The sequence below is a fragment of the Pseudorhodoplanes sp. genome (assembly GCF_050250235.1).
Classification (GTDB): Bacteria; Pseudomonadota; Alphaproteobacteria; order Rhizobiales; family Xanthobacteraceae; genus Pseudorhodoplanes.
This window is the reverse complement of the sequence record NZ_JBFWPA010000079.1, coordinates 1-12,618: the sequence shown is the minus strand read 5'-3', so window position 1 is coordinate 12,618 and position 12,618 is coordinate 1. Positions and strand designations below refer to the sequence as shown.

Annotated in this window: 12 protein-coding genes and 3 pseudogenes; 14 read left to right on the top strand and 1 reads right to left on the bottom strand. The window is 58.1% G+C overall.

What is annotated here, in order from left to right:
* Positions 1-7 precede the first annotated feature (7 nt).
* From AB7F49_RS26170 to AB7F49_RS26105, 14 genes and pseudogenes are all read left to right on the top strand, one after another.
* The gene (locus tag AB7F49_RS26170; protein WP_428527860.1) at positions 8-991 is read left to right on the top strand and encodes a branched-chain amino acid ABC transporter permease; all 984 of its coding nucleotides are present in this window, start codon (positions 8-10) and stop codon (positions 989-991) included.
* A gap of 2 nt (positions 992-993) precedes the next feature.
* Positions 994-2,757, top strand: coding sequence for an ABC transporter permease subunit (locus AB7F49_RS26165; protein WP_428527858.1), 1,764 nt, complete (start codon positions 994-996; stop codon positions 2,755-2,757).
* The gene (locus AB7F49_RS26160; protein ID WP_428527856.1) at positions 2,714-3,466 is read left to right on the top strand and encodes an ABC transporter ATP-binding protein; all 753 of its coding nucleotides are present in this window, start codon (positions 2,714-2,716) and stop codon (positions 3,464-3,466) included. The genes AB7F49_RS26165 and AB7F49_RS26160 overlap by 44 nt, the downstream gene beginning before the upstream one ends.
* A gap of 34 nt (positions 3,467-3,500) precedes the next feature.
* Complete coding sequence (locus AB7F49_RS26155; RefSeq protein ID WP_428527854.1) at positions 3,501-4,724, top strand: ABC transporter substrate-binding protein; 1,224 nt, start codon at positions 3,501-3,503, stop codon at positions 4,722-4,724.
* Positions 4,725-4,781: 57 nt separating this feature from the next.
* Positions 4,782-5,747: a PDR/VanB family oxidoreductase gene (locus AB7F49_RS26150; RefSeq protein WP_428527852.1), complete on the top strand. Its 966-nt coding sequence runs from the start codon at positions 4,782-4,784 to the stop codon at positions 5,745-5,747.
* A gap of 221 nt (positions 5,748-5,968) precedes the next feature.
* Positions 5,969-6,976, top strand: coding sequence for an IS66-like element accessory protein TnpA (tnpA, locus tag AB7F49_RS26145; RefSeq protein ID WP_428527850.1), 1,008 nt, complete (start codon positions 5,969-5,971; stop codon positions 6,974-6,976).
* Positions 6,977-7,305: 329 nt separating this feature from the next.
* Entirely contained in the window at positions 7,306-7,497 is a 192-nt protein-coding gene (gene tnpB, locus AB7F49_RS26140; RefSeq protein ID WP_428527848.1) for an IS66 family insertion sequence element accessory protein TnpB, read from the top strand.
* A gap of 73 nt (positions 7,498-7,570) precedes the next feature.
* Positions 7,571-7,792, top strand: a complete 222-nt coding sequence (locus AB7F49_RS26135) for a transposase domain-containing protein (RefSeq protein WP_428527846.1) — start codon at positions 7,571-7,573, stop codon at positions 7,790-7,792.
* Positions 7,793-7,842: 50 nt separating this feature from the next.
* Positions 7,843-8,223 (top strand): transposase, encoded by a 381-nt coding sequence (locus AB7F49_RS26130; RefSeq protein WP_428527844.1) that lies wholly within the window; start codon positions 7,843-7,845, stop codon positions 8,221-8,223.
* 12 nt (positions 8,224-8,235) lie between these two features.
* Positions 8,236-8,739: pseudogene (locus tag AB7F49_RS26125) on the top strand (IS66 family transposase zinc-finger binding domain-containing protein); the annotation flags it as partial.
* 22 nt (positions 8,740-8,761) lie between these two features.
* Positions 8,762-8,875: pseudogene (locus tag AB7F49_RS26120) on the top strand (IS110 family transposase); the annotation flags it as partial.
* Positions 8,876-9,226: 351 nt separating this feature from the next.
* Positions 9,227-10,266, top strand: a pseudogene (locus AB7F49_RS26115) (IS110 family transposase).
* 417 nt (positions 10,267-10,683) lie between these two features.
* Complete coding sequence (locus AB7F49_RS26110) at positions 10,684-11,358, top strand: GntR family transcriptional regulator (protein WP_428527842.1); 675 nt, start codon at positions 10,684-10,686, stop codon at positions 11,356-11,358.
* Between the two features lie 19 nt (positions 11,359-11,377).
* Complete coding sequence (locus AB7F49_RS26105) at positions 11,378-12,247, top strand: isocitrate lyase/PEP mutase family protein (RefSeq protein ID WP_428527840.1); 870 nt, start codon at positions 11,378-11,380, stop codon at positions 12,245-12,247.
* Between the two features lie 52 nt (positions 12,248-12,299).
* Here AB7F49_RS26105 and AB7F49_RS26100 read toward each other — a convergent pair whose 3' ends face one another.
* Positions 12,300-12,488, bottom strand: coding sequence for a hypothetical protein (locus AB7F49_RS26100; RefSeq protein WP_428527838.1), 189 nt, complete (start codon positions 12,486-12,488; stop codon positions 12,300-12,302).
* Positions 12,489-12,618: the final 130 nt, after the last annotated feature.

Genomic DNA, 12,618 nt, shown 5'->3' with positions numbered 1-12,618 from the left:
TCGCCGTGTGCTGAATCCGGCGAACGAGGATGGCAAACGTCTCAAAATGTTACAGAGCATCGAGAATGTCTTGCAAGTCGCGCTGGCTGGTGTGCTCATCGGCGTGCTCTATGGATTAATGTGCGTCGGCCTTGGCTTGATCTTCGGAGTCATGCGAATCATCAATTTTGCGCAAGGCGAGTTCTTGATGCTTGGCATGTACGCGACGCTGTTTTTCGGCGCAGCTCTCGGGGGGCAATACGCCGGCGCATGGACCCCGTTTATATCCGCGATATTGATTATCCCGCTGATCTTTGGCTTCGGTATCCTCCTTTACTGGCTTTCACTCAACAGCCTATCGCAAAAGCGCGATCTTAGCGAAGAAACACGGCATAGCGCGCAACTGGTCATCACGCTTGGCGTCAGCTTGATCCTATCGAATGGCGCACTGATGCTTTTCGGCACCACGCCGAAATCGACACCAACTGAGTTTGCGTCGAGTGCGGTCACGCTTGGACCGCTGTTTGGCGACGAGATATTGCTATTTATAAATAAGGCGCGACTGATCGCTGCGGGATTGGCGCTGTTGGCCGTCGTTGGCGTTGTCGTATTGATGAGCAAGACGAGGCTTGGACGCTCCGTGCGCGCGGCAGCTGACGATGCAAACGCGGCAATGTATTGCGGTATCAATATCCGCAGCATCTACATGATTACGTTCGGACTCGGTGCCGCTATCACCGCGGTCGGCGGCGGCCTTACTGCCAGTCTCTATTCTTTTCAACCTTATGTCGGGTTCGACTTTATCATCATCATGTACGCCGGCGTCGTGCTTGGTGGCGTTGGCAGCATTACTGGCTCATTCTTTGGTGGATGTCTGGTTGGTTTCGTTCAGCAGATATCAGCGCTAGTGATTCCTCAACAACTTCAGAATGCGACCATCTTTGTCGTTCTGCTGCTGGTCCTCATGCTGTGCCCGCAGGGCCTTTTCGGTAAACGTGCGGAGCGTGTGTGACTATGGAACGGGGTCTGCTCGCACCGCTATCACTTATCGTCGGGTTGCTTGCGCTCTATCTCGCCGCCGCGTTCTTCGTCACAAATACCTATTACCAGTTAATCCTCACCAGCATCCCTATCTGGGCAACGCTTGCCATAGGATGGAATGTATTTAGCGGCTATGTAGGCCTCCTATCGTTTGGGCACGCGGCGTTTTTTGGCATTGGTGCCTTCGTCGTCACGCTGTTATTCACACTGGCCGACGTTACTCCATGGGTCGGCATACCGATTGGAGGCATTGTCGGCGCCGCGGCAGCGGTCCTCATCGGACTCCCGACGTTCCGACTACGCGGCCATTATTTTGCGCTGGCTATGGTGGCTTACCCGTTGGCGCTGCTTTACGTCTTCAACTGGCTTGGCTTCCACGAGGTGACGCTGCCTCTTAAGCGCGAAGCGCCAGCATTTTACATGCAGTTTGCCAATCCCTATGTCTACACGCTGCTTGCCGCAGGCTTACTGCTCGTCGGGATGGTTATAGCGTGCCTGATCGATCGCTCACGTTTCGGACTGGTGTTGCGTGCGATCAAGCAGGACGAAGCGGCAGCAAGTGCGAGCGGAATTAATCCGCGCGGCTGGAAATTGGCTGCGTTGATGATCTCAGCTGTGTTGTCAGCGTTGGCTGGCGGCCTCTACGTCGTCGTACTTAACGTCACCACTCCTAATGAAGTATTCGGGCTGGTCGTTTCGTCAACGCCCCTGGTCCTTAGCATGTTTGGTGGCATCGGATCGATCTGGGGGCCGCTCATCGGTGCCTTTGCGCTTGTGCCGATATCAGAGACATTGCACGCTGAGCTGGGCAGCATTTTTCCTGGTGTGCAGGGCGTGGTATACGGCTTGGCGTTGGTCCTGCTTATGCTGTGGCTGCCGGAGGGGATCTACTGGAAACTGCACGATAGGTTTTCGAGAGTCCGTGTTGCGCCATCGCGGATAACTACGATACAGCGCTCCTTGCCGTTGGCGCTGGCGAAGCGGCTTGATAGCATACCGCGAGGGACGCCGGTGCTTGCATTGAGCGGTGTCAGTTGTCAGTTCGGAGGCTTGAAGGTATTCAAGTCTCTCGACCTGACAATTGAATCCGGTTCGATCACTGGTGTCGTCGGACCTAACGGCGCAGGAAAAACTACGCTGTTCAATGTTATCAATGGGTTCGTGAGTCCCAGCGAAGGTGAGGTCGTCCTATTAGGATCTGATCTCACCGGGATGGCGGTCTACGCGAGAGCTCGTCTGGGGCTGGCGCGAACTTTTCAGACGCCGCGCATTTTTCCCCGGTTCACCGTACTTGATAACGTCTATGTGGGCGCGGTTAGCGCAAACTACGACACTGCGCAGAGTCAGAGCGCGGCGACTTGGGCCGTTGCTTTTTGTGAGCTCGATGACGTCGCCCATAAACTGGCTGGATCGCTATCGGCGATGCATGTTCGAAAGATTGAAATTGCACGCGCGATTGCCGGCTGCCCCACGGTGTTGCTGCTCGACGAAACCTTGGCCGGACTTGCTGTCTCGGAAATCGAAGAAATTCTCAAGATCGTGCGGCGCCTCCGCGTGCTTGGAATTACGGTAGTTATTATCGAGCACACGATGGACGCTATGGTGCGCCTCGTCGATCGTATGGTTGTGCTCGATCGCGGGCGCCTCATCGCCGATGGCGATCCGGAATCAGTTGTGCGCAAACGATCGGTAGTTGAAGCGTATCTCGGAGCAAAGTGGGCCAAGCGTGTTGCTTGATATTGAATCTATCACCGTGCGCTACGGCGGGCTGACCGCGCTCGATAGCGTATCGCTGTCAGTGCCGGCCGGCTCTTTTACCGCGCTGATCGGAGCGAACGGCGCGGGGAAATCGACCCTGTTTCGCGCGATCTCCGGTACGGCGCCCCTGGCGTGGGGGCGGATTGTACACGACGGTGCAGACATAACCCAGATGCCTAGCTACGAACGGGCTCGCCGCGGCATCGCTCACGTTCCGGAAGGGCGGCATGTGTTCAAGTCTATGACTGTAGAAGAAAATATAGAAGTCGGGACTTATTCGGTGCGTTCGCGTTCGGTATCGGTTTACGATCTAATCTTTTCGCTGTTTCCGCGGCTCAAAGAGCGTCGCAACCAATTCGCCGGGGTTCTATCCGGTGGCGAGCAACAAATGCTGGCGATTGGCCGGGCGCTAGCGTCACGTCCGTCCTTGCTATTGCTCGACGAGCCGTCGATGGGTTTGTCGCCGGTACTGGGCGATGAGATTTTCAACGCCATCGGTAACATCCATAACGAGACCGGTGTTACCGTACTGTTGGTCGAGCAGCGCGTCGTTGAGGCGCTCGAACTTTGCGACATGGGCTACGTGCTCCAAAACGGACGTATCGTAAAAGCGGGTTCGCCCACCTCGTTGCTCGGCAGCATGGATATTGGGCACGCCTATGTCGGGCTGCCGCCGACAGCGGCTTGATTTACAAACAATGGTCACACAGGGAGCGAAAGCTATGAGACTGACAAGACGCACGGCCCTGATGGGCGCAGGATCCATGACGTTGACGGGAATGTGGTCAAGGCCCGCGGTAGCGGCGAGCGAAGTCAAATTTGCTCTAATCACGCCACTCTCGGGGCCGTGGGCGCGCGGCGGCTTGATGATGCGGCAAGGCGCAGAGATCGCGATCGAGGACATCAACGCCAGCGGCGGCATTAAGGCAGTGGGCGGAGCCAAGGTGAAGCTCTTGTTGGCTGATGCCGGCGATAGCCCTGATAAGGCGCGCAACGCCGCCCAGCGCCTCGTTGCTGAGAATCCCGATCTTGTTGGCGGCGTTGGCTGTTGGCTATCCTCCTTCACACTGGCCGTCACCGAGGTCACAGAGCGGGCCGGCATTCCATGGCTCGCAAACGGCTTCGCTGACCAAGTGACTGCGCGCGGCTTCAAGAACGTGTTTCAAACGATTGTGACTTCAACTCAGATGTCAAGCGTGATCCAGTCGACATCGCTTTCCATGGCAAAGGCTGCGGATCGAGCTCCGAAGAAAATCGCGCTGCTTGCCGAGAATACGCCGGCTGCGCTGGCCACGGCGAAACCGCTCGAGGCGGGCTACAAAGCGTCTGGCATCGATATCGTTGTCAATGAAGTGTATACGCCACCGCTGTCAGATGCCACGCCGCTCGTGCAAAAGCTGCGCGCCGCGCGCCCTGACATGTTGGTGTTGCTATCGGTGGCCGTGCAAGACAACAAGACGTTCATGGATAAGCTGCGGGAGTTTGGCCTCGGACCAACGCGGCTTCCGGTCATCATCCTTGGTGCACAAAGCGCCTCGCCGGAATTTTTGAAGCTCGTCGGCCCGAACAACGTCGAGGGCGTGATGGGCACATTCTCGAATTGGCCAAAGCCAGTTCACGGCGAGTTGGTCGAGCGCTTGAAGAAGCGATACAACGAAGAGTGGATCGGCCAAGACCAGATCTCCACATACGGCGACATGTGGCTGCTGAAAGAAGCGGCGGAACGCAGCGGCTCAGTTGATCCGGCCAAGATTGCCAGCACTTTGCGCCAGATGGATGAGCGCGGGGGCATCGCGGATTATTATTCGGGCGGCCGAATTAAGTTTGATGATACAGGCAAGCTAGTCGAAGCCGGAATGGTTATTATTCAGTGGCAAGACAATAAGCCAGTACTGGTTTATCCGACTGGAACAGATACCGTGAAAGTACGCTGGCCTAAGGCCTAATGAACACAGCCGGCGGGCGCATTTGGCGTCGCCGGCATTGATAGGCCATGAGATCGCGTGACCAAGTTAGCACCTTACGATGTTAACGACGCAATCGAGCTGCGTCTTAACACGATCGGTTTTGTTGCTCGCGGTATTAATACGTATGAATTTGTTCGACCCAATGGTGGCGCACTGCCGACGGCGACTGCCGGTGCGCACGTCGACTTGCATCTGCCTAATGGTCTAATACGTCAGTATTCGTTGACGCGAGCGTCAAGAGCGCCGTGCTCCTATATCATCGGCGTTAAGCGCGATCTAGCCAGCCGTGGAGGGTCTCGATTTATTTTCGATGAATTGAAGGTCGGTGACGAGCTTCGGATTGGTGCGCCTCGAAATAATTTTCCGCTCCATGAGGGAAATTCTCCGGCAATTCTGATTGCAGGAGGCATCGGGATCACACCTATGCTTGCTATGGCCGAGACGCTGTCCACGCAAAGGCGGCCGTTTGAACTGCATTACGCTTGTCGGGATAGGGAAGAAGCCGCCTTTCTCGACGAGCTCGCTGTACTTGGCAACTGGCGGCTGCACGTCGATCGCGAAGCCGGGGGTATACTTGAAGTTCCCGACATCGTCGCTCGTGCGCCAGGGGATGCGCATCTTTATTGTTGCGGGCCGAAACCGATGCTTGAAGTCTTCGAGTTAGCAACTCAGCAGCTGCCCGTGGAGCAAGTGCATGTCGAATATTTTACGCCGAAGCATGAAGCTGCGACGCAGGGCAGCTATGTGGTCGAACTTGCGCGATCGGCCAAGACAGTTCTGATTCCGTCGGGACGCACTATTCTCGAAGTGTTACGCGCCGAAGGACTAAACATCCCAACCTCCTGCGAACACGGAATCTGCGGGACTTGCGAGACCGCAGTAATCGCCGGTATCCCCGACCATCGTGATGCGATCCTCACCGAAAGCGAAAAAGCTGCAAATAAAAGCATGATGATTTGCTGTTCAGGCAGCAAGAGTGATCGTTTGGTGCTCGATCTTTAAGATAAGGTCAGAAGTCAATAAAGCAGTGTAGGACCGAGGCCTTCACGATTCCACCTCATGTCTTGGTCATGCTTTCTCACAATCGCACAACCAAAACACTGTAACCGCTGTGGCGATCGCACCCTTTATCTGAACTTGGCGATGGGCGATTGTGCGGTCTCTGGATCGGAGATCGATTTGTGTCTACGCTTGACCATACGCTTAAGCCGGAGACGAGATCAGTGCGCCGGCTCGAGGTGATTACGGGAACTGGGCGGCGGCGGCAATTCTCTGAGGATTTCAAGGCCGGCGTTGTTGAAGAGACGCTTGTTCCTGGCACGGTTGTTTCGGATGTCGCGCGCCGACATGGGCTGACGCCACAGCAGGTGTTCACCTGGCGGCGGCAAGCGCGCCAGCCTGTCGCAAGTGAGACAGAGGCGGCGAAGTTTGTGCCGGCCGTTGTGGATGCGACGTTTCCGGCGCGGCCCTCAGTTGGACGGCCGCGCAAGCGGACACGCCAGGTGGATCACCGACTGCCGTATACCTGGGTCATCGAGGGGGACATCAAAGGCTGCTTCGACAACATCAATCATCATCACCTGATGGATCAGCTTCGTGCACGCGTTGCCGATCGAAGGGTGATACGATTGATTGGGCAGTTCTTGAAAGCCGGAGTCCTATCGGAGGAGCAATTCCTGCGAACCGAAACCGGCACGCCCCAAGGCGGGATTATCTCACCTCTGTTAGCCAATATCGTGCTCAGCGTGATCGAGGCTAAATATGAGCGATGGGTTGACCACCGCACGAAGCTCCAGGCACGTCGTACCTGCGACGGCGGAGCAGCAGCGCGACTTGCTCGCAATCGAGACAGGAGGGCCGGTCGTCCGGTCTTCGTCCCGATTCGGTACGCCGACGACTTCATCATTCTCGTCTCTGGCTCGCGGGACACTGCCATCGCTGAAAAGGCAGTGCTGGCGGAATATCTGCGGCAAAAGACGGGGCTGGAGTTGTCGCCGGAGAAGACCAAGATCACCGCCATGGTAGATGGGTTCGAGTTCCTCGGATTCTACGTCAACATGCGATGGGATCGACGCTATGGGTACTGCCCGCGCATCGAGGTTCCCAAAGCACAGGCGATTGACCTTCGGTATCGGGTCAAGCAACTTACGGTGCGAAATACCACGCTGTGTAGCCTTGGCCGTAAGCTCCAAGAACTCAATCCAATTTTCCGCGGTTGGGCGAACTACTAACGCTACTGCGGCGGGCACATCGGGTCTTCACCAGCATCGACTGGTACGTCAACGATCGGCTCTGGCGCTGGATGCGGGTGAAACGCCCAAAAGCGCGCGACGGCGACATTGCTCGGGATCGCAAACCGAGTGTGCGCCGCCCGACGAGACGACTCTGGCGGGAGAACCAGTACGAGCAGCACCTGCTCGCCTGGACGCCCGTCTGCCGCTATCGGTTGGGATGGATGAGAAAGCCTGAGTTCGCCATATCTTCCGGAGAGCCGGATGCGTAACGAAAGGCGCACGTCCGGTTCGGAGAGAGGCGGCGAGAAACCGACCGCTGAAAAGCGGTGCGGCGCTCGCTGCCTACTTTACGCCTCTGTCTGTTCACCAAACGGCTCGAGCACGGCGTCTTCCTGTGGCCTCCGAGCATCGCACCCGGCGAGACGCTGTCGTTGACGTCGGCGCAGCTGTCGCTGCTGATCGATGGTGTCGACTGGCGAGCGCCGGAACAGCGGTGGCGGCCTGCGGTGGCGGGATGATTGCTGCGACGGGTTGACTCAACACCGCGTCGTCTGGTGAGGGGGTCTGCGAGTCAGGGTATATTCCCTGGCCATGGACATCGATCTTGTCGCTCTGCCGGACGATGTGGAGACGCTGCAGAATCTGGTACGCTCGCTAGCGGCCGAGCGAGCCAGCCTCAGCGAAGCAAAGGCCGAGATCGAACGGCTCAACCTCATCATCAAGAAGCTGCAGCGCAGCCAGTTCGGCCGACTTGCGGAGCGGCTCGATGACGATCAACTGCAACTCGTGTGGTGGATCGTACGCGCCCGGTGAAGGCCGCCTTGCGGATTTGAGAAGGAGGAGGAAGTCATAGGACTATTCCTATGGATAGTCCTATGACCAAGACACAGGTTGAGGTGATTACGTCGGTGGAGCGGCGCCGACGCTGGTCTCGGGCGGAGAAGGAGCAGCTTGTCGCGGCTTCTATTGAGCCCGGCGCGGTTGCGTCGGAGGTTGCTCGTGCGGCCGGTGTTGCGACCAGTCAGTTATTCCGATGGCGGCGCCAGCTATGCGGGCCAGGCCCGGCGTCACCATTCTCCGCGGTGGCCGTTGTGCCAGGACCGGACGCGCCGGGATCAGCGCCGCCCGCGAACGGCGGCACGATCGAGGTCGAGTTCACGGCGCGCGCGAGACGCCGGCACCGATGCAGCCGGGATGATTGCGACAGAGTGAATCAGCCGCTCGCGACGCGCAGCGACACATGATCTAATCCCGCCATGACAGCCTTGACGGATTCGCTCCCCGATGATCCCGGCACGCTGAAGGCGATGCTGCTTGCGGAGCGGGCGCAGACCGAGCGGCTCCGCCAGATCATCAAGGAGCTGCAGCGTCATCGCTTCGGCCGGCGCGCCGAGACATTGCCGGAAGATCAGATGCTGCTCGGCCTGGAAGAGGTCGAGCAAGTCGCGGCGAGCGGCGAAGCCGAGATGGCGGCGGCCAATCCGGCCGAGCGAGCCAGGCGATCCGCCAGGCGCCGCATGAACCGGGGATAGCTCCCGGCCCATCTGCCGCGCGTCGAGATGGTAGTCGATATTGATCGCCATGCCTGCCCGTGTTGCGGTGAGGCGTTGCATTGCATCGGCGAGGATACCAGCGAGCGGCTCGATATCGTGCCGGCGCAGTTCCGTGTGCTGGTGGTCCGGCGGCCAAAATATGCCTGTCGGGCCTGCGAGACTGTGGTGGTGCAAGCTCCTGCACCGGCGCGGCTGATCGAGGGTGGCCAACTGGATCAGGAAGGTCATGGAGAAGAAGCCCTTCCGCCTCGTCTCCGTGGCACTCGCCAACAAGCTGGCCCGAATAGCGTGGGTCGTGCTGACCCGAAAGGAAGTTTACCGTCCCTGCGGACTGGCGGCCTGACAGAAAACAGATCACCTGAATTGGTAACGGCAGTCGATGATGGGTAACGATCGAGCCAATGGTGAGGAAAACCCGTCTGATTCAATGCGCTTCACAAGTGCGCCATCTTGATCAGGGACCTCGCCGGCGGATTTCCATCAGGGCCAGCGGCAAAACTCACGCCGCACGAACAGGCCGGACATATGAAAGCCACCGATCAAACCATCCCGACAAAGCCCTTGCCATAGGGGGCGTCTACATATGAATCAGAACCAAACTGATTTGATGTTGTGGAACGACCCCGCTCCCGCGGCATCATGTGCCAGAGGTCCAGTCGTTTGCAGGCTGGGCCACAGAGGAGGAGGTCGCTCCATGGTCGAAACTACAATAATCGGGATCGATATCGCCAAACAAGTATTCCAGCTTCACGGCGTGTCGGCGAATGGTCAGATTACGGTCAAGCGGCAGCTTCGCCGCTCCGAGGTGCTCGGTTTCTTTGGCAGGCTGGCGCGTTGTATTGTTGGCCTTGAAGCATGCGGCGGTTCGCACTTCTGGGCACGTGAGATCAGGGCCCTCGGCCATGATGTTCGATTGATCCCACCGGCTTATGTGAAGCCCTACGTGAAGCGTGGCAAGACAGACGCAGTCGACGCCGAAGCCATATGCGAAGCGGTATCGCGGCCAACCATGCGCTTCGTCCCGATCAAGACGGCCGAGTGCCAAGCTGCTCTGATGGTGCTGAAGACCCGAGACCTCTTGGTCCGTCAGCGGACCCAGGCGATCAACGCGGTGCGCGGCCATCTTGCAGAACTCGGCATTGTCGCGGCCAAGGGGCTGGCCAAGGTCGACACGCTGATCGCAATCGTACGCGACGAGGATGACCAACGGTTGCCGCCTTCGGCGCGAACGGCACTTACGTTGTTTGCAGAACAGATCGAGGTACTGACGGAACGTATCGACGCGCTTGGACGCAAGATCGTTGCCGAGGTCCGGCGGGATGATACCATGCGACGGCTTGCGACAATCCCTGGTATCGGGCCGATCACTGCAGCAACGATCCAGGCATTGGTCCCTGACCCCGGCGTCTTTAAGTCGGGCCGGCACTTCGCCGCATGGATCGGATTGACGCCGCAGATGCATTCCAGCGGTGGCAAGGAGCGCTTAGGGAAGATCTCAAAGATGGGTAACCCGGCATTGCGTTCTCTTCTCGTCGTCGGCGCAACGGCGGTGTTGCAGCACGCTCGTCGCGGCGCCCCGATATCGCCTGGCTGGCCGCACTGTTGGCGCGCCGGTCAGCCAAAGTGGTGGCCATAGCATTGGCTAACAAAATGGCGAGGATCGTCTGGGCTTTACTTACCAAAGGCGGAACGTTCATCCGAATGAACAGAGCTGCAGCACATGCGGCAGCCTAACGCGAACACAGTCTGACGAGTTGGCCGGCGCAACCGCTGCCGGCCAAGGGCAAGGTGCACTCAATCAACGATGACCCCACGGGACGACATCCCGGTAAGACAGAGGCCGTGATTCCCAAAGCGCATAGCGAGCGCGCTGATTTGGTTGGCCAGTCGTATCGCGAACGTCATCGAGGCCAGCGGCCGTACGTCCGCAAACAACGGCCGGACATATGGGCGCACCGCTCCTGTATGGGGTCGGATTGAAGAGAGCCCTTGACCGCGGGGTCGTTCCACATATGGGAACCCCAAAGCGAATCACACAAAAATCATCACGCTTTAACGGCGTCCGGTCAAAACGGGGCACTTCACCGCCCTCGGCGAATACCCGTGATGGGAGCTTGCCTTTGTAAACAGTCATCTGTATACTGCAAACAAATGACCCTACTGGTACTTCGCTCCACACTTGCGGACCAAGCGTTTGAGTGTCTCACGGACGCCATCGTCCGGGGCGAGTTGTTTCCTGGCGCCGCGCTCAGCGAGCTGGAGATCGCTGCGAAGCTCGGCATTAGTCGGGGCCCCGCGCGGGAGGCAATTCACCGGTTGGAAGCTAAGGGTTTGGTGACCCGGTCGCCGCACCTTGGTGCGCGCGTGGTTGAGTTAAAGCTGGAAGATGTGCGTGAACTCTTCCAGATGCGTGAAGCGCTCGAGGGAATGACCTGTCGGCTGGCCGCCATAACTATGAGCGATAGCGATTTGGATGCATTGGCTTCCAACCTCGTTGCGCATAGTCAGCAGCCTGAGCTCGCCGCGGGTGAATCATATTATCAGCCGGGCGGCGACAACGACTTTCATTTTCGCATCGCGCGGGGCAGCGGTAATACGCGCTTAATCCGTGCGCTTTGTGACGATCTTTATCACGTCATGCGCGTCTATCGTTTTCGCTCGAGCACACAAGCCGGACGCGCGCGCCAAGCACTCGGCGAGCATCAGGGCATCGCAGCAGCACTACGTGCACGCGATCCCGACGCCGCCGAAGCGCGAATGCGAGAACACATTCGTCAATCGTGGAAAAGCACAGAGGCGCTCGCCTCAAGTCAGATCAATCCTTAACGTCACCTCGTTGGTACAGATGCAGTCCCCTAAAAAACTCAAAGAACTCCTGGCAAGGCGTGCAGCGGTAACTGTTCCTGGCGCGGCCAACGCAATGTTCGCTCGTGTCATCGAAGATATCGGTTTCGAGGCCGTATATGTCACCGGCGCGGGCATCGCAAATATGTATCTTGGTGTTCCCGATTTGGGCCTGACAACGGTCACAGAGGTCGCCGATACCGTCGCTCGTATTTCCGACAGTGTCACGCTGCCGATCATCGCAGATGCCGATACAGGTTTCGGAAATCCGCTCAATATGGTCCGCACCGTGCGCCTGCTGGAACGCGCTGGCGCCGCCGGTCTTCAGATCGAAGACCAGGTCTTCCCGAAGAAGTGCGGTCATTTTTCGGGCAAGAAAGTCATCGCGACCGACGAAATGGTGCAGAAAATCAAGGCGGCGGTGGATTCGCGCGTCGACAATGATCTCCAAATCATCGCTCGAACCGATGCGCGCGCGGTAGAGGGTTTCGAGCGGGCGATCGAGCGAGCGCACGCCTTCGTCGAGGCGGGCGCCGATGTCATTTTCGTCGAAGCACCGCTGACGGTTGACGAGCTTGCGCGCATTCCACGAGAGATACCGGTGCCTCACGTCGCCAACATCGTGTTCGGAGGCAACACGCCTGATCCAGGTCGGGCCAAACTTGCCGAATTCGGCTTCTCGATAGTTCTCTATGCGAACGCCGCGCTACAGGCAGCGCTCAAAGCTAGTTACGATGTATTGAGCGCTCTTCATCGGGATGGTGATCTGCAAGCGGTCGGTGAAAAACTAGCTTCATTCAAAGAGCGGCAGCGTAGCGTCGCCAAACCTGTATGGGATGAGCTAGAGAGCCGCTATCGTGTAAACGGTTAGTGTTTCCTAAGCGCCAGATATAGCTTCATAACTCTACCCAATGCTGATCGCTTCAGATTCTGGGCGGCAGATGCCTCGACGGACAATTGACATCGACCTTGCGAAGGATCCGGTGCGGTTCGACGGTTTCGGTGAGGCTTCCGATGAGGCCAGGTTCCCTGAAGGGTACGTCTCTGGTCTGCACGCCCACAGTGTTGCCCTCGGAAACCGCCTGGTTGATCGGATTGAGATTGGTGATCATGCAGCGTACGCGCCCCGGTGAAGCTTTTGATTACCCACATCTGCTGCGCGCGATTTGCACCCGTTGAATCGTCCGTGATTCTGTCTGTGACGCCGAATGCGGAGGCGTCACGGATGAGCGAGAGCACGGA

Bases quoted from the DNA above. Each gene is read 5' to 3' on its own strand.
- AB7F49_RS26105 (WP_428527840.1), top strand. From the start codon at position 11,378: ATGCAGTCCCCTAAAAAACTCAAAGAACTCCTGGCAAGGCGTGCAGCG.
- AB7F49_RS26130 (WP_428527844.1), top strand. From the start codon at position 7,843: ATGGATAGTCCTATGACCAAGACACAGGTTGAGGTGATTACGTCGGTG.
- AB7F49_RS26135 (WP_428527846.1), top strand. From the start codon at position 7,571: ATGGACATCGATCTTGTCGCTCTGCCGGACGATGTGGAGACGCTGCAG.
- AB7F49_RS26165 (WP_428527858.1), top strand. From the start codon at position 994: ATGGAACGGGGTCTGCTCGCACCGCTATCACTTATCGTCGGGTTGCTT.
- AB7F49_RS26155 (WP_428527854.1), top strand. From the start codon at position 3,501: ATGAGACTGACAAGACGCACGGCCCTGATGGGCGCAGGATCCATGACG.
- AB7F49_RS26110 (WP_428527842.1), top strand. From the start codon at position 10,684: ATGACCCTACTGGTACTTCGCTCCACACTTGCGGACCAAGCGTTTGAG.
- AB7F49_RS26100 (WP_428527838.1), bottom strand. From the start codon at position 12,488: ATGATCACCAATCTCAATCCGATCAACCAGGCGGTTTCCGAGGGCAAC.